Below are 20,430 nucleotides of genomic sequence, written 5' to 3' on the forward strand. Positions count from 1 at the left end.
ATATTAATAAAAAAACGTTAAAAAAAATTAATAATACGCATCTTTTTAGTTAGTATTTTAACTTTTTCACATTGACTTTTATTAAACTAACGGCAACAACAAACCTTTTCAAATCTTAAATAGTATGCATACATATAAAATTTAAGAAAAAAAATGAGGATTCAATAAAAATACAGGGGTTAGAAAAAAAATATGACAATAAAAAAAAGCGAGACCTAAATCTCGCTTTTTTAACATTTGTATGTTTACATATATTATTCTACCGTAACAGACTTTGCCAAGTTACGAGGCTGATCTACATTACAACCTCTCATTACAGCAATATAGTAAGAAAGTAATTGCAATGGTATAGTCGTAATTAATGGAGATAAAGCATCTGAAGTTTCTGGAATTTCGATTACATAATCAGCTAATTCACGAACTTGTGTATCTCCTTTAGTAACAACGGCAATAATTTTACCGCTTCTTGATTTAATCTCTTGAATATTACTTACAATTTTATCGTAGTGACCTTGTTTAGGTGCAATTACAATAACGGGCATATGTTCATCAATTAAAGCAATCGGACCGTGTTTCATCTCGGCTGCAGGATAACCTTCAGCGTGAATATATGAAATTTCTTTAAGCTTTAAGGCTCCTTCAAGAGCTACTGGAAAATTATATCCACGACCTAAGTACAAACAGTTTGGCGCATCTTTAAAAGCTGCAGCAATTTCTTTTGCTCTGTCGTTAGTTTCTAATGCCTCAGCTACTTTTTCGGGAATTATCTCTAATTCTTGCAAATAAGTATGAAAATCTGTATTTGATAAAGTTCCTTTTGCTTTTCCTAATCTCAAAGCGATCATAGTCAACACTGTGATTTGAGTTGTAAAAGCTTTAGTTGAAGCTACTCCAATTTCTGGTCCTGCATGTGTGTAAGCACCTGCATGGCTTTCTCTAGAGATAGACGAACCAACAACGTTACAAACTCCAAAAACGAATGCTCCGTTTTCTTTAGCCAATTTAATAGCCGCCATTGTATCTGCAGTTTCTCCTGATTGAGAAATAGCAATTACAACATCGTTTTTATTAATGATTGGGTTTCTGTATCTAAATTCAGAAGCATATTCTACTTCAACAGGAATACGAGTAAACTCCTCAAAAATGTATTCTGCAACTAAACCTGCGTGCCATGAAGTACCACAAGCAACAATAATAATTCTATCAGCGTTAAGAAATTTTTCAAGATTATCCTCAACACCTGCCATCTGAACTATTCCTTCATTTGCATGAAGTCTTCCTCTGTAAGTATCTTTAATTACACTTGGCTGTTCGTAGATTTCTTTTAGCATAAAATGGTCGTAACCGCCTTTTTCAATTTGCTCCAAATTCATTTGAAGCTCTTGGATATAAGGATCTACTAACGAGTCGTCTTTTATTTTTCTAACCTTAAGAGGCTTATGCAATCTAATGTTTGCCATTTCACCATCTTCAAGATAAATTGCATTTGCAGTATATTCAATAAAAGGCGAAGCATCTGAAGCAATAAAATATTCTCCTTCACCAACACCAATAGCTAACGGGCTTCCTAATCTTGCTGCAACAATTTCATTTGGATTTTTTTTATCAAAAACAGCAATTGCATATGCTCCTACAACTTGGTTTAAAGCAATTTGAACCGCTTTACCAAGTTTAATATTTTCTTTTTTCTGAACTTCTTCAATTAAGTTTACTAAAACTTCTGTATCCGTATCAGATTTAAAAGTATAACCTCTTTTTTTTAATTCTTCTTTAAGCGGTGCATAATTCTCAATAATTCCGTTGTGAATAATTACCAATTCACCAGAATTAGAAAGATGAGGATGCGAGTTTACATCATTCGGAACACCATGAGTTGCCCAACGTGTATGTCCAATTCCTATAGTTCCATTTGTTGTAAAATTGTCTTTTGCCTTAGCCTCAAGATCCGAAACTTTACCTTTTGTTTTACAAAGTTTTACCCCAGCTTCGTTGTCAAACAACATAACACCGGCGCTATCATATCCTCTGTACTCGAGTCGCTTTAATCCCTTGATAACAATAGGATACGCCTCTCTATGACCGATATATCCAACAATTCCACACATATATATTTATTAATTTGGTTTCGTGTAGTAAATTTCAAGTTTCAGTTTTTTATCTCCTGCAGAAGATTTTCCTCCATACAAGATTGTCCCTGCCGGACTAATTACTGAGCCTCTTGGCGCTTCAGAAATAACGCTGTTTTTCGCTTTTAATTTATTTGAAGCAATAATACTGATATCTTGCGTAACAGCTAAACCTAGTTTAACATTAACTGCTGTAGCGTCTTTTACAAGATTTCGAACGTGATTTGTTATTCTTACCTTATATGTTTTTCCTCGTTTTGTAGTAGCATCAATATCAATAATACCGCCAAAAACATATTTAGTAGATTTTGGATCTGTTGGAGTTAAAACCCCCGAAGTTCCGTCAGAATAATCTATCAAAGGAAGATTATTAGTTAAATCATACAAATAAACTCTTTTTGGTTCATCAGCTAATAACTTAGTTACTGGATCTGCTTTTGACATATTGTCTGAATCGATATAAAAAACAAGATTAGCTTCGTTAACCAACCATTTTTTAGTTGTAACGTTATTTCTAATTTCATCTAATGCGTCTGAAACACCGTTTGGGGCATTTTGCAACACACCATCGCTGTTGTATCCTATTAAATCTGTTTTATCAAAAAGATCAATAACCGCAACAGAACCTTGACCTCCTTTTAAATAAAGCCTATCATCTCCTTCTGTAACATTTGGATTTTTTATTGCATTATCATAGACAGCATTTTTTGCATCTTGAAGCAAGTTTACCGTACTCCCTGTTAAAGTAAGCACTAAAGTTTTATCCTCCATTGTAGCTTCAGGATCAGTAGTAATTGCCGTTCTAGCTTTATACTTTATTGTAATTTTTCCGCTTTTCGCAAAATCAATCAATGCCATATTGCTTGTATTGCTGCCAGATTTTTCAACTTTAAAATACAATCCTCTAAAATATTCTTGAAAAACATCTGCAGAAGATAATTTTGAAGCAGGCGCATTTAAAATTTTAGCTTGAAAAAATGCATTATTTAAATGCAAACGCATTTCTGGCGCAGAATAGGTTACCGTTACTTTTTTTGTTGTTGCATCTACAGTTGAGTCAATTTTTTGTGCAGCATCAAAGAAAAATTCAGTGTTTTCAGAAGCTTTTCCGTCATTTAATAACGTTTTTTTGAAATTATCAAAATTAGCATTTTCATCAGTATAGTACAATTGCACCAATTGATTACCTGTATCAAAATAACTTGCACGTGTTTGAACACCAGATTCGTAAACACTTAATTTAATCTTCCCTTTTGGATCTCCAAAAATAGAATCTAAGGCATATACACTACCTCCTTTTGGGTCTGCAGCGGTGATATGACTAAAATAAGGCACACTCAAAACTACACTCTCTATTTCTGGTGCATCACCAATTGTTGGAGCATATTCACTTAAAGCTACTTGTGTATTATAATTTGCTGTTGTTGTACCAAAAACAGGATTATCGTATATACCCAAAGCATTAATTGGCAATCCATTTGATTGAATTGGAGTTACTTCTTGATTATATGCAAGCACATCGTAATTTTCTGGCGTTAAACCAAAATGATTATCTCCGATTAAATCATCACCAATCGCATTAAAATCTTTATCGCAAGAATATAAAAGAACAACTGTTGCAACTATTAGAATTTTCTTAATAAAAGAAGTATTATACATGTTTAATAATAAAGTTAAAATTTAAAGACCCATACTTTTATAGAAATTTGTATACGCTTCAGCGAATGCATCTTTCGTGGCGAAAGGTAAAAAAGGTTTTCCTGAAGATTCTATAAATTTTGTTAAACTTGGGGATACGTTTTCAGACGCTATAATCACAGCATCAGAATGTAATATACTAGCCTTGAGGATATTTTCGTAATTAGGCGTTTCTAAATCAGCAATAGAATCATGAGGAACTCCATCAAATTTAACCTTATTTATCATTTCTAAATCTAAATTTTCATCGAAAGACTGACCGTAAACAGACGTCACAATTTTAGTTTCAGAAAATAAAGCTTCATTTTTATAATAGTGTTTCATATAAATTGGCAACATTGCAGCCAGCCAACCGTGAACATGAATTATATCAGGAACCCAATTCAATTTTTTCACTGTTTCAACAACTCCTTTTGCAAAAAATATTGCTCTCTCATCATTATCAGGATATAAAACACCTTCTTCGTCAGCAAAAGTTGCTTTACGCTTAAAATATTCATCATTATCGATAAAGTAAACCTGAATTCTTTCTTTCGGAATTGAAGCTACCTTAATAATCAATGGCATATCTAAGTCATTCACTACCAAATTCATTCCTGAAAGCCTGATCACTTCATGTAACTGGTGTCTTCTTTCGTTGATATTTCCATATCTGGGCATGAAAATTCTTATCTGACCTCCTTGATCGTTAATCATTTTCGGAACGTCATAAGACATTAAAGAAACCTCATTTTCAGCCAAATAAGGCACGACTTCAGATGATACGTATAATATCCTCTTATCTTTCATAATAGTATTTTACTTAATTTTTGGTAATAAAAACGTCGCAAAATTACAAAATTTTATGCAGTTTATAACTAATATATTATGTTTGCACTAAATTTTAATAATACTGCCATGCATATTTTCTACGGTAAAGTAGCTTTGATAGCCTATTTGAAAACTATCAAAACTGCAAATTCCACGATCGGATTTGTACCAACAATGGGCGCTTTACACCAAGGGCATTTGGCTTTAATGCAGCGATCACTTAAAGAAAACGACGATACTGTTGTAAGTATTTTTGTAAATCCAACTCAATTTAACAACCCTGAAGACCTCGAAAAATACCCAAGAACACTTGAAGAAGATGTAAAAAAAATGCGAGGTTTAAGTGACAAAATAATTTTATATGCACCTTCTGTAGAAGATATATATGAAGGGCACACTATTTCGCAATCATTTGATTTTGATGGATTAGAAAACCAAATGGAAGGAAAATTCAGACCAGGACATTTTAACGGCGTTGGCACCATCGTAAAAAGGCTATTTGAAATCGTTACCCCTACAAATGCCTATTTTGGCGAGAAAGATTTTCAACAGCTGCAAATTGTAAAGAAAATGGTTGAGAAAAACCATTTGCCCGTAAATGTTGTTGGATGTCCTATTTATAGAGAAGAAAATCTACTGGCGATGAGTTCTAGAAATGAACGATTAACTCAGGAAGAACGTAAAGAAGCCGCGATAATCTACAAAACATTAACGGAAGCAAAAGAAATATTTCAAACCAAAAGCCCTCAAGAAACGATCGAATTTGTAGAAAATTCTTTTAAAGACAACAAAAAATTTGAGCTCGAATATTTCGTAATTGCTGACGAATCTACATTATTACCTATCGATCATAAAAGTAAAGACAAAAATTACCGTGCGTTTATAGCGGTATTTGTTAATTCTATAAGGTTGATTGATACCATTTCATTAAATTAATTTACCTTTGCAACATGCAAATTCAAGTTATAAAATCAAAAATTCATCGTGTAAAAGTAACTGGAGCTGATTTAAATTATATTGGCAGTATTACTATTGATGAAACTTTACTAGAAGCCTCAAATATTATTGAAGGCGAAAAAGTATCTATTGTTAACATTAATAATGGCGAACGTTTTGAAACTTATGCTATCAAAGGAGAAAAAAATTCAGGTGATATCACACTGAATGGTCCAGCTGCTAGGAAAGTTCAAAAAGACGATATTATTATCATTATCTCATATGCAACCCTTGATTTTGAAGAAGCAAAAACCTTCAAACCATGGATCATTTTTCCTAATGAAGACGATAATTCGTTAACCTAACCTTATTTTTATTTTTAATACTCTTCTAAGATTTGTCAAAATTATTTTTGAACAAAGAACATTGCCTTTGCCTAAAATTAAATAGATTTTAAGTTGAAACTTCATTGCTTTTTAAAATCTCATTGTAAGAAAAAAGCAAATAAAGTATTATATTGCTACACTATTTCAATACTTTTTAATTCACTGAAATGCCACAAATCATGAAAAAAGTTTACCTGCTATTTATTTTAATCTCTATTTCTGCTTTTGCTCAGAAAAAATTCGACAACATCAAATCTGAAAAACTTGGAGAAGAAAGAAGAATAACCATCGGACTTCCTGCGTCTTATGAAGCTAATCCTGAAAAAAAATATCCTGTTATTTATTTATTAGACGGTGATTATTTATTTGATCCTTTTTCTGGAGCTATCAGTTATGGTGCTTATTGGGATGATTTGCCTGAGATGATTATCATTGGAGTTCATCAAAATAAAGATGGAGAACGTTATGATGATACTACTATCGACCAAAATACTGGACTTCCTTTTGAAAAAGGGGCAGCGTTTTTTGAATTTATTGGAGGCGAATTAGTTCCTTATATTGAAAAAAAATACCGCACAACTCCATTTCGCATTATTGCGGGTCATGATATTACCGCGAGTTTTATCAACTTTTATTTATACAAAGAGAAACCTCTTTTTAACGCATACATCTGCTTGAGCCCAGAACTTGCTCCTAAAATGGAAGTTCGAATTCCAGAAAAATTTGCTAAAGTCGAAGAGCCTTTCTTTTACTACCTATCTGTAGGCGATGGCGACATCAAAAAAATAAAAGAACCGATAGAAAAATTAGACAGCAATATTAAAATCGCAAATAATCCGTTAGTGAATTATAAGTATGATGTATTCAAAAACACAACACATTATACAGAGGTTTTACACTCTATTCCGAGTGCTTTGTATCAAATTTTTGAAATTTACAGACCAATTAATTCTGCAGAATACAACGATAAAATTGCGATTCTTGAATCTGGTTATGCAGATTATTTAGAAAATAAATACAATACGATGTCTAAGGTTATGGGAGTTCAGATTCCGGTTCGTATGAGTGATTTCAAAGTAATTGAAAATCTTATTTTGAAGAAAAATGCCTATGACGAATTAGGAAAAATGGCCGAAATTGGAAATATAAACTATCCAAAAGCGATGTTGGGAGAATATGAATTGGGATTGATGTATGAAAAAATGGGTGATCCAAAACATGCTTCAAAAAAATATCAGAATGCTTCTCAAATGGAGCCAATCGGAGATTTGAATAAGGATTTAATGTATGAGAAAATCGACGAAATGAATACACTTTCAAAAAAAACTAAATAATGTCAAAAGTTAAAACTTCCTTTTTTTGTCAAAATTGCGGAACTCAATATGCCAAATGGCAAGGACAGTGCAATGCCTGCAAAGAATGGAATACTATTGCTGAAGAAATTATTCAGAAACAAGAAAAAGTAGCTTGGAAAAGTGAACCAACTCCAGCAAACAAAGCACCAAGACCTTTAAAAATTAACGAAATTGATTCGGCTCAAGAAGTCAGAATGGACACGACCGACGGCGAATTGAATCGTGTTTTAGGAGGCGGTATCGTTCCAGGATCTCTAACACTTTTAGGCGGTGAACCAGGAATTGGAAAAAGTACACTTTTGCTTCAAATTTCATTAAAATTACCTTATAAAACTTTATATGTTTCTGGTGAGGAAAGTCAGAAGCAAATAAAAATGCGTGCCGAAAGAATCACACCAAACAGCGACAACTGCTATATTCTTACGGAGACTAAAACGCAAAATATTTTTAAACAGATTGAAGCAATTCAGCCTGAAATTGTGATCATAGATTCGATTCAGACTTTGCATACTGATTATATCGAATCGACCGCCGGAAGTATTTCTCAAATTAGAGAAACAACTGCTGAATTAATAAAATTTGCTAAAGAAACCAATATTCCTGTTATTTTAATTGGACATATTACGAAAGACGGAAACATCGCCGGACCAAAAATTCTGGAACATATGGTCGATACCGTTTTACAATTTGAAGGCGATCGAAATCACGTTTACCGCATTTTGCGATCGTTAAAAAACCGCTTTGGCTCTACAGCTGAATTGGGAATTTATGAAATGTTAGGAAGCGGTTTACGTGAAGTAAGCAATCCGTCAGAAATATTGATTTCGCATAAAGACGAAGAAATGTCGGGAACTGCAATTGCTACAACCATGGAAGGTATGCGTCCGTTAATGATCGAAATACAGTCCTTAGTAAGTACAGCGGTTTACGGAACGCCACAAAGGAGCACAACTGGCTATAATGCTAAAAGATTAAACATGATTTTGGCTGTTTTAGAAAAAAGAGCTGGTTTTCGTTTAGGTGCAAAAGATGTTTTCCTAAACGTAACAGGCGGGATTTCTGTTGATGATCCAGCGATTGATTTGGCTGTTGTTGCTGCAATTTTATCTTCAAACGAAGATATTCCAGTTACTAAAGGATTTTGCTTTGCGGGCGAAGTCGGACTTTCAGGTGAAATTCGTCCTGTAAACCGAGTTGACCAGCGCATTCAAGAAGCAGAAAAACTAGGATTCACCACTATATTTGTATCTAAGTACAATAAAATTGCCTTAAAAAATACCGGAATCAAAATTGAGCTTGTAGCTAAAATTGAAGATGTTGCCAGTATTTTATTTGGTTAATTTTTTACAAACCTACTTTATGACTTTTCCTAAACAAAAAATATTCAAAGCACTAAAAATATTTGCCCTGATATTTATCTTGCTTTGTGTTGGACTTTACTTTTTTCGTGATTCGCTTTTAAAACAGGCAATTGCTAAAGTAACCCACAAAATGGCTGTAGATTATAACAGTGATTTTTCTGTAAAATCGGCTTCATTTAGTGGTTTATCCGGAATTAAATTGACCGATGTCATACTGGTTCCAAAAAACGCTGATACCCTTTTTCATATTCAAAAAATTGAAACCAGTATCAGCTTAGCAAATTTACTGATTGGCGATGTACAAGTTGGAACTTTAAAAGTTAACAACGGCTACATTCAACTGGTTAAAAAAGGAAAAGTTCGAAATTTTGATGCTTTTTTAAAAAGAGACAAAGCTGATACTGATAGTAATGAAAAACGAAAATACGCCACTTTTGCGTACCGAATTATTTCAAAATTATTGAATTTGGTTCCGACCGATATGAAATTGGAAAACCTAAATTTCAGAATTGATGATAACGGCAAAAAAACGTCTATCGCAGTAAATAAACTTGTTTTAGACAACAAACAGCTCGAAACCAATCTTCATGTTCAGAGCAAAAATTTTGATCAGCGCTGGAACATAAAAGGATTTGCTGACCCAAGAAATAAAAAAGCTGATATTCGTTTCTTTAATTTAGATACTGGCGCAATTCGTGTTCCGTATTTAGATGAACGTTATAACCTAAAAGCAAGTTTTGATTCCATTCGCTTAAATGTCGAAAACATCGAAAAAGACGGAAGCGAACTTCATATAGACGGCTACACTTCTATCGCGAATCTTAAAATCAATCACCCAAAAATTGCAAGTAAAGATGTAGTCATCAAAAATGCACGTTTTGATTATCGATTTTTATTGGGAGATGATTTTATTTCCATCGACAGCACATCAACTGTACAGTTGAACAAGATTAAACTGCATCCATATGTTTCTTACAACACAGAAAAAGACACCGTTTACACTTTAAAAGTCAATATCCCAAAAATGTTGGCGCAGGAATTTATTGTTTCATTGCCAGACGGTTTATTTACTCATTTTCAAGGTATGCAGGCTACCGGAAATTTTGATTATAAATTAGATTTCAAATTCAACAAAAACAAACCGAATAATTTGGTTTTCGATAGCAAATTGAATAAGGAAGATTTAAGAATCACTAAATATGGCGAAGCCGACTTAAATAAATTAAATGGTGAATTTGTTTATCGCGCCATAATTCAAAACGTTTTGCAGCGCCCAATTTTGGTTGGAAATGCAAATCCGAATTACACGCCTTTAGACCAGATCTCACCTTATTTGAGAAAATGTGTTTTAACTACAGAAGACCCTTCGTTCTTTTCGCATCGAGGTTTTATTAATGAAGCTTTTAAACAATCTATTCTTAAGAATATCAGAACCAAAAAATTCTCACGCGGTGCCAGCACAATCAGCATGCAGCTGATTAAAAACGTATTTTTAACGCGTGAAAAAACGCTTTCGCGAAAGCTTGAAGAAATTCTTTTAGTCTACATTTTAGAAAACAACCGAATTGTAAGCAAAGAAAGAATGCTCGAGGTTTATTTCAATATTATCGAATGGGGACCAAATGTGTACGGAATTGGTGAAGCGAGTCATTTTTATTTTCAAAAAAGTCCTTCGGCTTTAAACGTAGATGAATGTTTATTTTTGGCAACGATTATTCCGAAACCGAGAAAATTCATGTATCAGTTTAATGATCAAGGTAATTTGAAAGATTACGCCATCAAGAATCAAAAATTCTTAAGAAACTTAATGTTTCGCCGAGGACTTTTAATTCCTGAAGACACGATTGGGTTATTGCCAGTTTACATTTCTGGAAATGCACGTTCATTAATCAGAATAAAAGCTCCAGATTCAACTGCGGTTAAAAACGATTCTTTGTCTATAGGAGAAGAATTTGATTTGTAAATTTTAATAAAACAGATTTCACTAACTCTTCTATAATTCAGAAAGCAAATCTTTAAATAAAAAAATTCCACAAATTAACACAGATTAGTCCGTGAAAATTTGTGGAATTAATATTTATTCTAAATCTTTAACTACGGCGCTGGATCAGGAATTACTGCTTGTACTTTATTGATTTCAGCTATAATTTCTTTAGAAAGCACAACGTCAATTGTGTCAATATTTTCTTTTAATTGTTCCAAAGTTGTTGCTCCAATAATCGCACTTGTCAAAAACGGTTGCTGTAAAACAAAACCCATTGCCAACTGTGTTAACGTTAATCCGTGTTTATGAGCGATTTCCTGATACAATTTTGTTGCTTCCGTACATTGTTCGCTTGCGTAACGTGTATATTGCGGAAAAAGATTAATTCTCGCATTTGGATGTTCATCGCCAGTTAAAAATTTACCCGTTAAAGTTCCAAAAGCCAAAGGAGAATAAGCCAATAAACCAACATTTTCATATTTTGAAACTTCTGCAGAATTTACTTCAAAAAGACGATTCAATAAATTATACGGATTTTGAACGGTTTTAATTCTCGGAAGATTTTGGTATTTGCTTTCTTCTAAAAAGCGCATCATTCCCCAAGAATTTTCATTTGAAACACCAATATGTTTAATTTTTCCTTCTTTAATCAAGCCGTCGAAAGTTTCAAGAACTTCTCTGAAATTATCTTGCCAAGAATCCTCAAAACCAGTAAAAGCTCTTTGTCCAAAACAATTGGTTTTACGCTCTGGCCAATGCATCTGATATAAGTCGATATAATCTGTTTGAAGGCGTTTTAAGCTGTTTTCAACGGCATATTTAATACTTGTCGGAGAGAAATCCAGTTTTTCGCGCATATAGCCAAAATTAGCATTTGGACCTGCAATTTTAGAAGCCAAAACTATTTTTTCACGATTTCCTGATTTCTTAAACCAAGTTCCTATGATCTTTTCTGTACTTCCATAAGTTGCTTCATTTGCCGGAACAGAGTACATTTCGGCTGTATCAAAAAAGTTTACACCTTTTTCAAGTGCATAATCCATTTGAGCATGACCTTCAGCTTCTGTATTTTGTTGTCCGAAAGTCATAGTTCCAAGACATATTTTACTAACTTTTATATCTGTATTGGGTAAAGTTGTGTATTTCATTTTCTAAGCAGCTAAGTTTCTAAGTGACTAAGATTCTAAGTTTTTTTTCTTTGTTTTATAAGCTTCAAAGATACGATGCTATACTCAAATGAAAATTTGACAAAAGTTAAAAAAACCACAAGTTTTTTTTGAGGTACGAAGTTTCTAAATTGCTAAGACTCTAAGTTTGATTTTTATTAATAAGAAAAGGCGCAAAATAAAACTTTGCGCCTTTTTAAATCTTAGAAACTTGGTATCTCAGAAACTTAGCCTCTTAATTAATACTATTAAGCATCTCAGCGATTTCATCTAATCTTGGTGTTAAGATGATTTCGATTCTGCGGTTTTTGGCTTTTCCTTCTGGAGTTGCATTGCTGGCAAGCGGAGAATATTCGCTTCGTCCTGCTGCAGTTAATTTCTGCTTGTTGATTTTTTTGTTTTCTCCTAAAATATTTACAATCGCTGTAGCTCTTTTAGTTGACAAATCCCAGTTATCAGCAATTGGTCCAGAACCTGCGTACGGATCATCATCTGTATGTCCTTCAATAAGAACTGAAAGATCTGGATTATCACCCAAAACTTTTCCTAATTCTACAACAGCTTTTCTGCCTTCAACACCAACTGCCCAGCTACCTGAATTGAAAAGCAATTTATTTTCCATAGAAACGTATACTTTTCCGTTTTTTTGTTCCACGGTAAGACCTTTTCCTTCAAAACCATTTAAAGCTTTAGATAAAGTTTCTTTTAGTTTGCGCATTGCTTCTTCTTTTGCAGCAATCATAGCTTCAAGTTCGTTTAAGCGGCTTGCTGTTTTATCTAAACGTGCTTGCTCTTCTGCTAATTTTTTAGATTTTGCTTCTAACTGTGCTAACAAATCTCGGTTTTTAGCCATATTGCTTTCTAATGCATCGTTACTGTTTTTCTCTAACGCATTATAAGAATCCTGCAATACTTTGTATTTCTTTTGCTCAGCAGCTAGATCAGCTTTTTGCTTAGCAAGGTCATCTTTTGTACTGGCTAAATCTTTGGTTAATTTATCACGATCTAATTCTAATTGATTTTTTGCTTTATCTAAATCTGCGTTTTGATCAGCAAGCGAACGATTTTCTTTTTTTAGATCTGAATATTTTGTTTCAAGATCGTTGTAAATTTTTTTGGATACGCAAGAAGTCATAGACAAAGCTAAAACTAGCATTCCGATAGAGGCTTTTTTAATCATTTTACTTTTTGGTTTTTATTTGGGGTATAATTTCGAATTTAAATTGATATTCTTTCAGCAAGAACAGTACCAAACTTTACTCAATCTCAACCAAAACCGGACAATGATCTGAATGTACAGCGTCTGGAAGGATAACGGCACGTTTTAATCTGTGCTGCATCGAATCGCTTACTAAATTATAATCGATACGCCACCCTTTATTATTTCCTCTGGCTCCAGCACGGTAACTCCACCAAGAATACTGATGCGGTTCTTTATTAAAATGACGAAAACTGTCGACAAAGCCAGATTTCATAAAACTGTCTAACCAAGCGCGCTCTTGCGGCAAAAACCCAGAAACGGTTTTATTTCGGACCGGATCATGAATATCTATCGCTTCATGGCAGATGTTATAATCACCACAGATAATCAAATTCGGAATTGTTAGTTTCAGTTCGTTAACATATGTCTGAAAATCATCCATAAACATAAATTTATGATCTAATCTTTCAATATTTGTTCCTGACGGAAGGTATAAACTCATTACAGAACAATCATCAAAATCAGCACGAAGATTACGGCCTTCAAAATCCATATGATGAATTCCTGTTCCGTAAACAATGTTGTTCGGTTTTATTTTAGATAAGATAGCCACGCCACTGTAGCCCTTTTTTGTCGCAGGATAATAATATTGGTACGGATATCCGGCAGCAGTAATATCGTCGACAGGAATTTGCTCTTGAGTCGCTTTTATTTCCTGAAGGCAAATTACATCTGGATTTGCATGTTGCAGCCATTCTATAAAACCTTTAGAAATCGCGGCGCGAATTCCGTTCACATTATAAGAAATAATTTTCATTACAGTTTTTTTTTAGGATTCCAAATGTAATAAAAAAGTGGAAAGTTTGTGTTTGAATCAACGAAAAGTAGAGTTTTTTGTTATCTTTGTTCGCTGCTCTAATAAATTAAAAATAGTACATGGGTTTAGTTACCGCGAAAGAAGTTGCAAAGGCAATAAATGTTGATAAGTACGGAGTTTTTGGTACTTTTTCAGGCTGGATTCTTATGAAGGTTCTTAAGATCTCTACCCTTAATAAAATTTACGATCATAATAAACATTTAGAAGACGTCGCTTTTTTAAACGGGATTTTAGATGAAATGGAAATCAAATTTGAAATTCCTGAAGAAGATTTAAAACGTTTACCTAAAGATGGCGCATATATTACCATTTCAAATCATCCACTTGGAGGAATTGATGGTATATTACTTTTGAAATTAATGCTTGAAAGAGAACCCAATTTCAAGATTATTGCTAACTTTTTATTACACCGAATTGTTCCGCTTAAAAAATACATCATGCCTGTTAATCCTTTTGAAAATCATAAGGATGCAAAATCTAGCGTTGTTGGAATTAAAGAAACTTTACGCCATTTAAGTGACGGAAAACCATTGGGAATTTTCCCTGCTGGAGAAGTTTCGACTTATAAAGACGGAAAACTTGTTGTAGATAAACCTTGGGAAGAAGGTGCTTTGAAGCTAATTCGCAAAGCAAAAGTTCCAGTTGTTCCTATTTATTTTCATGCTAAAAACAGCAGATTATTTTATTGGCTTTCTAAAATTGATGATACTTTGCGTACGGCAAAATTACCATCAGAATTACTTACACAAAGAGACCGTGTAATTAAAGTTCGTATTGGAAAACCAATTTCTGTGAACGAGCAAAACGAAATAGAATCATTTGAAGAATATTCAGAGTTTTTAAGAAAGAAAACCTACATGCTGGCAAATCCTTTTGAAAAGGATACCAAGCTAATTGATACAGCAAGCTTAAAAATTCCGAAAGCACCTAAAAAAATTGCAACCCCAGCCAACGAAACACAAATGATTGCTGAAGTTGATGCATTAAGAGGCAGTGATTGCCGTTTATTGCAAAGCAAAAACTATGAAGTATTTTTTGCGGGAGCAAAATCGATTCCAAATGTGTTGCATGAAATTGGCCGTCTACGCGAAATCACTTTTCGTGAAGTTGGTGAAGGGACAAATGAATCTATTGATTTAGATAAATTTGACCAATATTACCACCATATGTTTTTATGGGATGATGAAACCAAAAAAATTGCCGGTGCTTACCGCATGGGATTAGGTTCTGAAATTTATCCAAAATACGGAATCGAAGGTTTCTATTTGAACGATCTTTTTAGATTCGAGCCTGAACTGCATGATATGATGCATAAATCGATCGAAATGGGCCGAGCTTTTATCATCAAGGACTATCAACAAAAACCAATGCCTTTATTCTTGTTATGGAAAGGTATTATTCATACGACTTTACGTTATCCGGAACATAAGTATTTATTAGGCGGTGTTAGTATCAGCAACCAATTTTCTGATTTCTCTAAATCATTGATGATTGAATTCATGAAATCAAATTATTACGATCCGTATATTGCGCAATATATTCATCCGAAAAAAGCCTATAAAGTAAAATTGAAAGATGCAGATAAAGACTTTATCTTCGATGAAGCAGAATCAGACTTAAATAAATTTGACAAAATTATTGACGAATTAGAACCAGGAAATTTACGTTTACCGGTTTTAATCAAAAAGTACATCAAGCAAAATGCGCGTGTTGTAGCTTTTAACGTTGATCCTTTGTTTAATAACGCGATTGACGGTTTAATGTACATTAGAATCGCCGATATTCCCGAAAGCACAATGAAGCCTGTTATTGAAGAATTTCAAATAGAATTAGAGCGTAAATTATCCGAGAAGGAAGATTAAGTAAATGCCTTATATAAAATTAAAAAATCCCATTCTCGTACGAGAATGGGATTTTTTATTACAATTTTTATTTAAAACTAATTGGAGTTATTCGATTCCAATTTCATTAATTTCTTCAAATTGGTTTTTAGGATCTGTACCATATTGATTAGAGCCTCTTGTTCCTTCTGTTGCCAAAAAAACCAAGAGAACAATTGCACCAAAAGGAATAAAAGCAATTAGAAAAAACCAGCCACTTTTACCAATATCGTGTAATCTCCTAACAAGAACTGCTAAATTTGGTATCATAACTGCTAACGAATAAACCGTAAAACAAATATAACCTAAGGCAATTCCGTTGCCAGCTCCAACCTTGCCGTTTAAAATTGCTCCAATTAGGCCTCCAATTACCAAAAAAGAAATCAAAATGCAAAGACCAGCCAGGCCAAAATACCAATATTCACTTCTTCTTGCTCGTCCTTTAAAATTTGCATAGTTTTCAAGAACTACTTTTTTGTACCATTTAATCATAATTATTATTTGCTATTAATTTGACAATATTTTATAAAAAAAATCTCATTTGAAAATGAGATTTTTTGTTTTAGAACCAAGGCTTTTTACCCGCTTGATACGTTTGATAAAATTCATCATCAGATTTAGTCAAATAGATTATTCCTTCAGCTACTCCAACAAGACCTCCAAGCCCGAAAGTTACCATACTTACAATAAGCTGAATAATCCCTTCTTTTTTATACCCTAAATAAAACTTATGAGCTCCAAATGATCCTAATAAAATTCCTAGAACTCCTGCAACTACTTTTTTGTTCTCTGCTTTTCCGTTTTCCATTTTATTGATTTATAAATTTATAATTGTGTTTTAAAGCTTAGTATGCTTTATTCAAGAAATACATCATTGAAATTTCGTGCGAAATTATAAATCTAAAAAACCTTAATATCCCACAATAAGCCAGTGTTATATTAAAAAAAGGCAATTTTAAAACAGATACATTCAAAAAAAAATCCCGCTCTTTCGAATGGGATTTATAATATTTTAAAACCAAGGTTTCCTGCCAACTTGGTAAGTCTCGTAAAACTCTTCATCTGATTTTGTGAGGTAAATAATTCCTTCAATAAGGCCAATAACAGCCCCTATTCCGCAAATAAAACCTAAGATGAGTTGAATAACGCCCTCTTTCGTATAACCTAAATAAAATTTATGAATTCCAAATACGCCTAATAAAATTGCAAAGATTCCGCTAACTACTTTTTTATTTTCTTGCTTGGTATTTCCAAACTCTGATTGTGTATTTTCCATATTCTTATTTTTAAATTAAATTTATAATGGGAAGTAAATAATATTAAAAAAAATCCCGTTCACATGATGAACGGGATTTATATGTTTTAGAACCAGCCTTTTTTACCTACTTGGTATGTTTGGTAGAATTCTTCATCTGATTTTGTCAGATAGATAATTCCTTCAACAAATCCGATTATACCTCCAAGGCCACAAGTAACAATACTTATTACTAATTGAATTATCCCTTCTTGAGTATATCCTAATATAAATTTATGAATTCCTAAGTATCCAAAAATTAAAGCAAGAACTCCTGCTAATACTTTTTTATTCTCTTGTTTTGGTCCTGCTGGGGTGTTCCAAGCTTCTTGTTTGGTAGTTTCCATTTTTAGTTATTTATTAATTTAATTATTGTAATTCAACGTTTCCGATTTCATTAATTTCTTCTATTTCACTTTTTGGATCTGCCCCATAATAGTTTTCACCAGAATCTCCTTCAGTTAAAAGCAAAATCAACAGCCAAATTGGGCCAGCTAATGGAATTAAAGCTACAAGAAATGTCCAGCCGCTTTTACCAATATCGTGCATTCTTCGAACTGTAACAGACAATGATGGAATGAATGTCAAAAGAGAATAAAGAGCTAAAAGTCCAAATCCTAAACCTACAGCCAAAGGACCATTATCAGTAACAGCATATATAATCACTGATAATATGATAAACAAGAAGAAAATAACTGCAGTTGCTAAACGAAAATACCAGTATTCGCTTCTTCTAGCTCTTCCTGTAAAATTTGCATAGTTCTCAAAAAGTGCCGTTTTGTACCATTCAATCATAATTAAGAAAATTATTTAGTTAATCCCTACTCTTTTTAGGATTTTCGGTTGCTCCTTTTATAAAATTTTGTTAAAAAAATCACAACAATATTAAAAAAAAATAATCTTAAAAACTAATTCTCAATGTTACTTTTAAAGAAAAGACTTGTTATTAAAAACTAAATTGCATTACATAAAAAAGGATAACTCTTTAAACCTTAAAATCATTGGCCTTATCGTCATAAAGCGTTTTGATTTTATCTACAATAACCTGAGCTAAACGTTCGTGACTTTCAAAAGTCCATCCTGCTATATGAGGTGTGAGCAAAGCATTTTTAGCTTCCAATAAATATTGAAATGCTTCTGGAGTGTTTTTATCTTGAAAAAGAGTCTCAAAAGATAATTTTTCATACTCTAAAACATCCAGACCAGCACCCAGAATCTTTTTAGCCTTCATTGCATCAACTAAATCAGCTGTGACTATGTTTTTGCCGCGCGAAGTATTTATAATCCAAAATGGCTTCGAAAATGCGTTTATAAAATCAGTATTAACCATTTTATCTGTTTCTGGAGTCCATGGAAGATGCAAACTCAAAACATCGGCTTTTTGCTGCAAATGTTGCAATGAAACTTGCTTGGCATTTTCATCACCCACATTTTCCAAAATATCATAACACAAAACTTCTGTTTCAAAACCGCGAAGTTTTTTTGCAAAGGCTTTCCCCATATTTCCGTATCCGATAATTCCAACCGTTTTTCCATCTAATTCGTGACCCCGATTGCTTTCTCGATTCCAATGTCCAGCTTTTATTTCGGCGTCGGCCTGATTCAAATTATTAAACAAAGACAAAATAACACCCAGAGAGTGTTCTGCAACAGCGTTGCGATTACCTTCTGGAGCCGCAATTAAGCGTATGCCTTTTGTCTCCGCATAATCACAGTCGATACTTTCTAAACCGGCGCCAACTCTGGCAATAAACTGTAAATTGGTCGCTTTATCTAAAAAAGTTTTATCAATTTTAAAACGGCTTCGAATAACAATTCCGTTGTAATCTTGAATTTTGGCTTCAATTTCTTCTTTAGAAGATTTAAAATCGGCGTGGTTTACAAAACCTGCTTCTTCTAACTGTGACCACAGAATTGGGTTATTGCTGTCTATATGCAGAATTTTTATGCTCATTATTTTTGAATTTTATATAGCAAAAATACGTTTAATTCTTTAAGATATGACCCAAATATTAATCTCGAAAGTCTCTTTGTATAAGTCAGATTTTGCATATTTTAAACACATTTTTATTCTTAGGCAATATTTGATGATTGCTTGTCCCTACGGATAAAATTTTTTATTGGTCAGATTTTTTTTAACTTTGGAAATACACCTCAAAAATTCGCTTCCTTTAAATTCTCAGAACTTCATTAAAATGAAATTAACAAAAACTTTTAAATCCTTTTTTGAAAATGAAAAATCAGGAGGTTTGCTCTTGCTGTTTGTTACGATAATTTCACTTTCTCTGGCAAACTCTTCTTTTCAAAACGAATTTATTGGTTTTTGGGAAAAAGATTTAGGCGGACATTCGATCACACATTGGATTAACGATGGTTTGATGACGATTTTCTTTTTATTGATCGGGTTAGAATTAGAGCGCGAAATTTACCATGGCGAATTATCCAGCATAAAAAATGCTTCTTTGCCTATTATGGCTGCCTTTGGCGGCATGCTGGTTCCTGCTGCTATATTTCTCGCTTTAAATTTCGGAACTGACACTCAAAACGGAGCTGGAATTCCGATGGCGACAGATATTGCCTTTGCCATTGGGATATTATCGCTATTAGGCAATAAAGTTCCGGCTTCATTAAAAGTATTTTTAACAGCTTTAGCAGTTATAGACGACTTAGGTGCCATCATTGTTATTGCAGTTTTTTATACTACTTCTATAGCTTTTATAAATCTTGCAATTGCTTTGGGGATTTGGGTTTTCTTATTCATTTTAAACAGAATGAAAATTCATAACTTAATTCCGTATTTAATTGGAGGCGTTGTGATGTGGTATTTCATGCTTAATTCTGGCGTTCATGCTACCATTACTGGTGTTATTTTAGCCTTTGTTATTCCGTTTGGCGATGGAGGCGAAAAATCGTCCTCTTATAAACTCCAGCACTTTTTACATAAACCTGTTGCCTTTGTAATTTTGCCTTTATTCGCGATTGCAAATACATGCATCGCGATTGAATCAGACTGGCATGAAGGTTTGAATCATCCAAATACATTCGGAATTATTCTAGGTCTCGTTCTTGGAAAACCAGTAGGTATTTTGCTTTTTTCATCTATTGGCGTTAGCGCAGGTTTGTGTGCTTTGCCAAAAAGTTTAAAATGGTCTCATATTTTAGGTGCCGGAATGTTGGGTGGTATTGGCTTTACCATGTCCATTTTCATTACAATTTTAGCTTTTAAAGATCCTGAAACCATCGTTTTTTCTAAAATCGCTATTTTAATTGCCTCGATACTTTCTGGAATTTTTGGATTTGTTTATTTGAAATACATCTTGAAAAAAAGAAAAGCAACTAGAAATTAAAGTTTAAAA

At 33.2% G+C, this 20,430-nt stretch carries 19 protein-coding genes; 7 read left to right on the forward strand and 12 right to left on the reverse strand.

Translation table 11 applies throughout. From position 1 onward, the window contains the following. Window positions 1-254: 254 nt before the first annotated feature. From glmS to IRZ83_RS05505, 3 genes are read right to left on the reverse strand one after another with little or no spacing between them, the layout of a single operon-like run. Window positions 255-2,105 carry a glutamine--fructose-6-phosphate transaminase (isomerizing) gene (gene glmS / locus IRZ83_RS05495; RefSeq protein ID WP_029271065.1) on the reverse strand — a complete coding sequence of 617 codons (1,851 nt, stop codon included), beginning with the start codon at window positions 2,103-2,105 and terminating at the stop codon, window positions 255-257. Between the two features lie 9 nt (window positions 2,106-2,114). Next, entirely contained in the window at window positions 2,115-3,785 is a 1,671-nt protein-coding gene (locus IRZ83_RS05500) for a DUF4270 domain-containing protein (RefSeq protein WP_194567379.1), read from the reverse strand. A 21-nt stretch (window positions 3,786-3,806) separates the two neighbouring features. Then, the gene (locus IRZ83_RS05505) at window positions 3,807-4,613 is read right to left on the reverse strand and encodes a glycogen/starch synthase (RefSeq protein ID WP_029271069.1); all 807 of its coding nucleotides are present in this window, start codon (window positions 4,611-4,613) and stop codon (window positions 3,807-3,809) included. Between the two features lie 78 nt (window positions 4,614-4,691). Here IRZ83_RS05505 and panC point away from each other — a divergent pair, with 78 nt between their 5' ends. The 5 genes from panC to IRZ83_RS05530 all read left to right on the forward strand — a co-directional run bounded on the left by panC (window position 4,692) and on the right by IRZ83_RS05530 (window position 10,635). Then, the gene (gene panC, locus IRZ83_RS05510; protein ID WP_194567382.1) at window positions 4,692-5,570 is read left to right on the forward strand and encodes a pantoate--beta-alanine ligase; all 879 of its coding nucleotides are present in this window, start codon (window positions 4,692-4,694) and stop codon (window positions 5,568-5,570) included. Between the two features lie 14 nt (window positions 5,571-5,584). Beyond that, entirely contained in the window at window positions 5,585-5,935 is a 351-nt protein-coding gene (gene panD / locus IRZ83_RS05515; protein WP_029271072.1) for an aspartate 1-decarboxylase, read from the forward strand. Window positions 5,936-6,135: 200 nt separating this feature from the next. Beyond that, entirely contained in the window at window positions 6,136-7,290 is a 1,155-nt protein-coding gene (locus IRZ83_RS05520; RefSeq protein WP_194567384.1) for an alpha/beta hydrolase, read from the forward strand. Continuing rightward, window positions 7,290-8,651 (forward strand): DNA repair protein RadA, encoded by a 1,362-nt coding sequence (radA, locus tag IRZ83_RS05525; protein ID WP_029271076.1) that lies wholly within the window; start codon window positions 7,290-7,292, stop codon window positions 8,649-8,651. Before IRZ83_RS05520 ends, radA begins: the two co-directional genes overlap by 1 nt. A 19-nt stretch (window positions 8,652-8,670) precedes the next feature. Then, window positions 8,671-10,635: a transglycosylase domain-containing protein gene (locus IRZ83_RS05530; protein ID WP_194567386.1), complete on the forward strand. Its 1,965-nt coding sequence runs from the start codon at window positions 8,671-8,673 to the stop codon at window positions 10,633-10,635. A gap of 131 nt (window positions 10,636-10,766) precedes the next feature. On the opposite strand, the gene IRZ83_RS05535 is transcribed toward IRZ83_RS05530, so the two are convergent. From IRZ83_RS05535 to IRZ83_RS05545, 3 genes are all read right to left on the reverse strand, one after another. Beyond that, window positions 10,767-11,804 (reverse strand): aldo/keto reductase, encoded by a 1,038-nt coding sequence (locus tag IRZ83_RS05535; protein WP_194567387.1) that lies wholly within the window; start codon window positions 11,802-11,804, stop codon window positions 10,767-10,769. Between the two features lie 253 nt (window positions 11,805-12,057). Then, window positions 12,058-13,002, reverse strand: a complete 945-nt coding sequence (locus tag IRZ83_RS05540) for an OmpA family protein (protein WP_029271082.1) — start codon at window positions 13,000-13,002, stop codon at window positions 12,058-12,060. 76 nt (window positions 13,003-13,078) lie between these two features. Then, entirely contained in the window at window positions 13,079-13,840 is a 762-nt protein-coding gene (locus tag IRZ83_RS05545; protein ID WP_029271083.1) for an exodeoxyribonuclease III, read from the reverse strand. Between the two features lie 119 nt (window positions 13,841-13,959). Here IRZ83_RS05545 and IRZ83_RS05550 point away from each other — a divergent pair, with 119 nt between their 5' ends. Then, entirely contained in the window at window positions 13,960-15,762 is a 1,803-nt protein-coding gene (locus tag IRZ83_RS05550) for a GNAT family N-acyltransferase (protein WP_029271085.1), read from the forward strand. Window positions 15,763-15,849: 87 nt separating this feature from the next. On the opposite strand, the gene IRZ83_RS05555 is transcribed toward IRZ83_RS05550, so the two are convergent. From IRZ83_RS05555 to IRZ83_RS05580, 6 genes are all read right to left on the reverse strand, one after another. Further along, the gene (locus tag IRZ83_RS05555; RefSeq protein ID WP_194567388.1) at window positions 15,850-16,272 is read right to left on the reverse strand and encodes a DUF805 domain-containing protein; all 423 of its coding nucleotides are present in this window, start codon (window positions 16,270-16,272) and stop codon (window positions 15,850-15,852) included. 70 nt (window positions 16,273-16,342) lie between these two features. After that, window positions 16,343-16,588, reverse strand: coding sequence for a TM2 domain-containing protein (locus tag IRZ83_RS05560; RefSeq protein ID WP_194567389.1), 246 nt, complete (start codon window positions 16,586-16,588; stop codon window positions 16,343-16,345). A 204-nt stretch (window positions 16,589-16,792) separates the two neighbouring features. Then, a complete protein-coding gene (locus IRZ83_RS05565; protein WP_194567390.1) occupies window positions 16,793-17,056 on the reverse strand; it encodes a TM2 domain-containing protein in 264 nt (87 codons plus the stop codon). A gap of 86 nt (window positions 17,057-17,142) precedes the next feature. Next, entirely contained in the window at window positions 17,143-17,421 is a 279-nt protein-coding gene (locus IRZ83_RS05570) for a TM2 domain-containing protein (RefSeq protein WP_029271093.1), read from the reverse strand. A 22-nt stretch (window positions 17,422-17,443) separates the two neighbouring features. Then, window positions 17,444-17,869 (reverse strand): DUF805 domain-containing protein, encoded by a 426-nt coding sequence (locus IRZ83_RS05575; protein WP_194567391.1) that lies wholly within the window; start codon window positions 17,867-17,869, stop codon window positions 17,444-17,446. Window positions 17,870-18,059: 190 nt separating this feature from the next. Then, window positions 18,060-19,028, reverse strand: a complete 969-nt coding sequence (locus IRZ83_RS05580) for a 2-hydroxyacid dehydrogenase (protein WP_194567392.1) — start codon at window positions 19,026-19,028, stop codon at window positions 18,060-18,062. Window positions 19,029-19,269: 241 nt separating this feature from the next. Here IRZ83_RS05580 and nhaA point away from each other — a divergent pair, with 241 nt between their 5' ends. After that, window positions 19,270-20,421 carry a Na+/H+ antiporter NhaA gene (gene nhaA, locus IRZ83_RS05585; RefSeq protein ID WP_194567394.1) on the forward strand — a complete coding sequence of 384 codons (1,152 nt, stop codon included), beginning with the start codon at window positions 19,270-19,272 and terminating at the stop codon, window positions 20,419-20,421. The last annotated feature ends 9 nt before the right edge of the window (window positions 20,422-20,430 follow it).

It is taken from the genome of Flavobacterium sp. JLP, from assembly GCF_015350755.1.
GTDB lineage: Bacteria > Bacteroidota > Bacteroidia > Flavobacteriales > Flavobacteriaceae > Flavobacterium.

Excerpts from the sequence above, each read along its gene's own strand:
- glmS (WP_029271065.1), bottom strand. The coding sequence starts at position 2,105 with ATGTGTGGAATTGTTGGATATATCGGTCATAGAGAGGCGTATCCTATT.
- IRZ83_RS05500 (WP_194567379.1), bottom strand. The coding sequence starts at position 3,785 with ATGTATAATACTTCTTTTATTAAGAAAATTCTAATAGTTGCAACAGTT.
- IRZ83_RS05505 (WP_029271069.1), bottom strand. The coding sequence starts at position 4,613 with ATGAAAGATAAGAGGATATTATACGTATCATCTGAAGTCGTGCCTTAT.
- panC (WP_194567382.1), top strand. The coding sequence starts at position 4,692 with ATGTTTGCACTAAATTTTAATAATACTGCCATGCATATTTTCTACGGT.
- panD (WP_029271072.1), top strand. The coding sequence starts at position 5,585 with ATGCAAATTCAAGTTATAAAATCAAAAATTCATCGTGTAAAAGTAACT.
- IRZ83_RS05520 (WP_194567384.1), top strand. The coding sequence starts at position 6,136 with ATGAAAAAAGTTTACCTGCTATTTATTTTAATCTCTATTTCTGCTTTT.
- radA (WP_029271076.1), top strand. The coding sequence starts at position 7,290 with ATGTCAAAAGTTAAAACTTCCTTTTTTTGTCAAAATTGCGGAACTCAA.
- IRZ83_RS05530 (WP_194567386.1), top strand. The coding sequence starts at position 8,671 with ATGACTTTTCCTAAACAAAAAATATTCAAAGCACTAAAAATATTTGCC.
- IRZ83_RS05535 (WP_194567387.1), bottom strand. The coding sequence starts at position 11,804 with ATGAAATACACAACTTTACCCAATACAGATATAAAAGTTAGTAAAATA.
- IRZ83_RS05540 (WP_029271082.1), bottom strand. The coding sequence starts at position 13,002 with ATGATTAAAAAAGCCTCTATCGGAATGCTAGTTTTAGCTTTGTCTATG.
- IRZ83_RS05545 (WP_029271083.1), bottom strand. The coding sequence starts at position 13,840 with ATGAAAATTATTTCTTATAATGTGAACGGAATTCGCGCCGCGATTTCT.
- IRZ83_RS05550 (WP_029271085.1), top strand. The coding sequence starts at position 13,960 with ATGGGTTTAGTTACCGCGAAAGAAGTTGCAAAGGCAATAAATGTTGAT.
- IRZ83_RS05555 (WP_194567388.1), bottom strand. The coding sequence starts at position 16,272 with ATGATTAAATGGTACAAAAAAGTAGTTCTTGAAAACTATGCAAATTTT.
- IRZ83_RS05560 (WP_194567389.1), bottom strand. The coding sequence starts at position 16,588 with ATGGAAAACGGAAAAGCAGAGAACAAAAAAGTAGTTGCAGGAGTTCTA.
- IRZ83_RS05565 (WP_194567390.1), bottom strand. The coding sequence starts at position 17,056 with ATGGAAAATACACAATCAGAGTTTGGAAATACCAAGCAAGAAAATAAA.
- IRZ83_RS05570 (WP_029271093.1), bottom strand. The coding sequence starts at position 17,421 with ATGGAAACTACCAAACAAGAAGCTTGGAACACCCCAGCAGGACCAAAA.
- IRZ83_RS05575 (WP_194567391.1), bottom strand. The coding sequence starts at position 17,869 with ATGATTGAATGGTACAAAACGGCACTTTTTGAGAACTATGCAAATTTT.
- IRZ83_RS05580 (WP_194567392.1), bottom strand. The coding sequence starts at position 19,028 with ATGAGCATAAAAATTCTGCATATAGACAGCAATAACCCAATTCTGTGG.
- nhaA (WP_194567394.1), top strand. The coding sequence starts at position 19,270 with ATGAAATTAACAAAAACTTTTAAATCCTTTTTTGAAAATGAAAAATCA.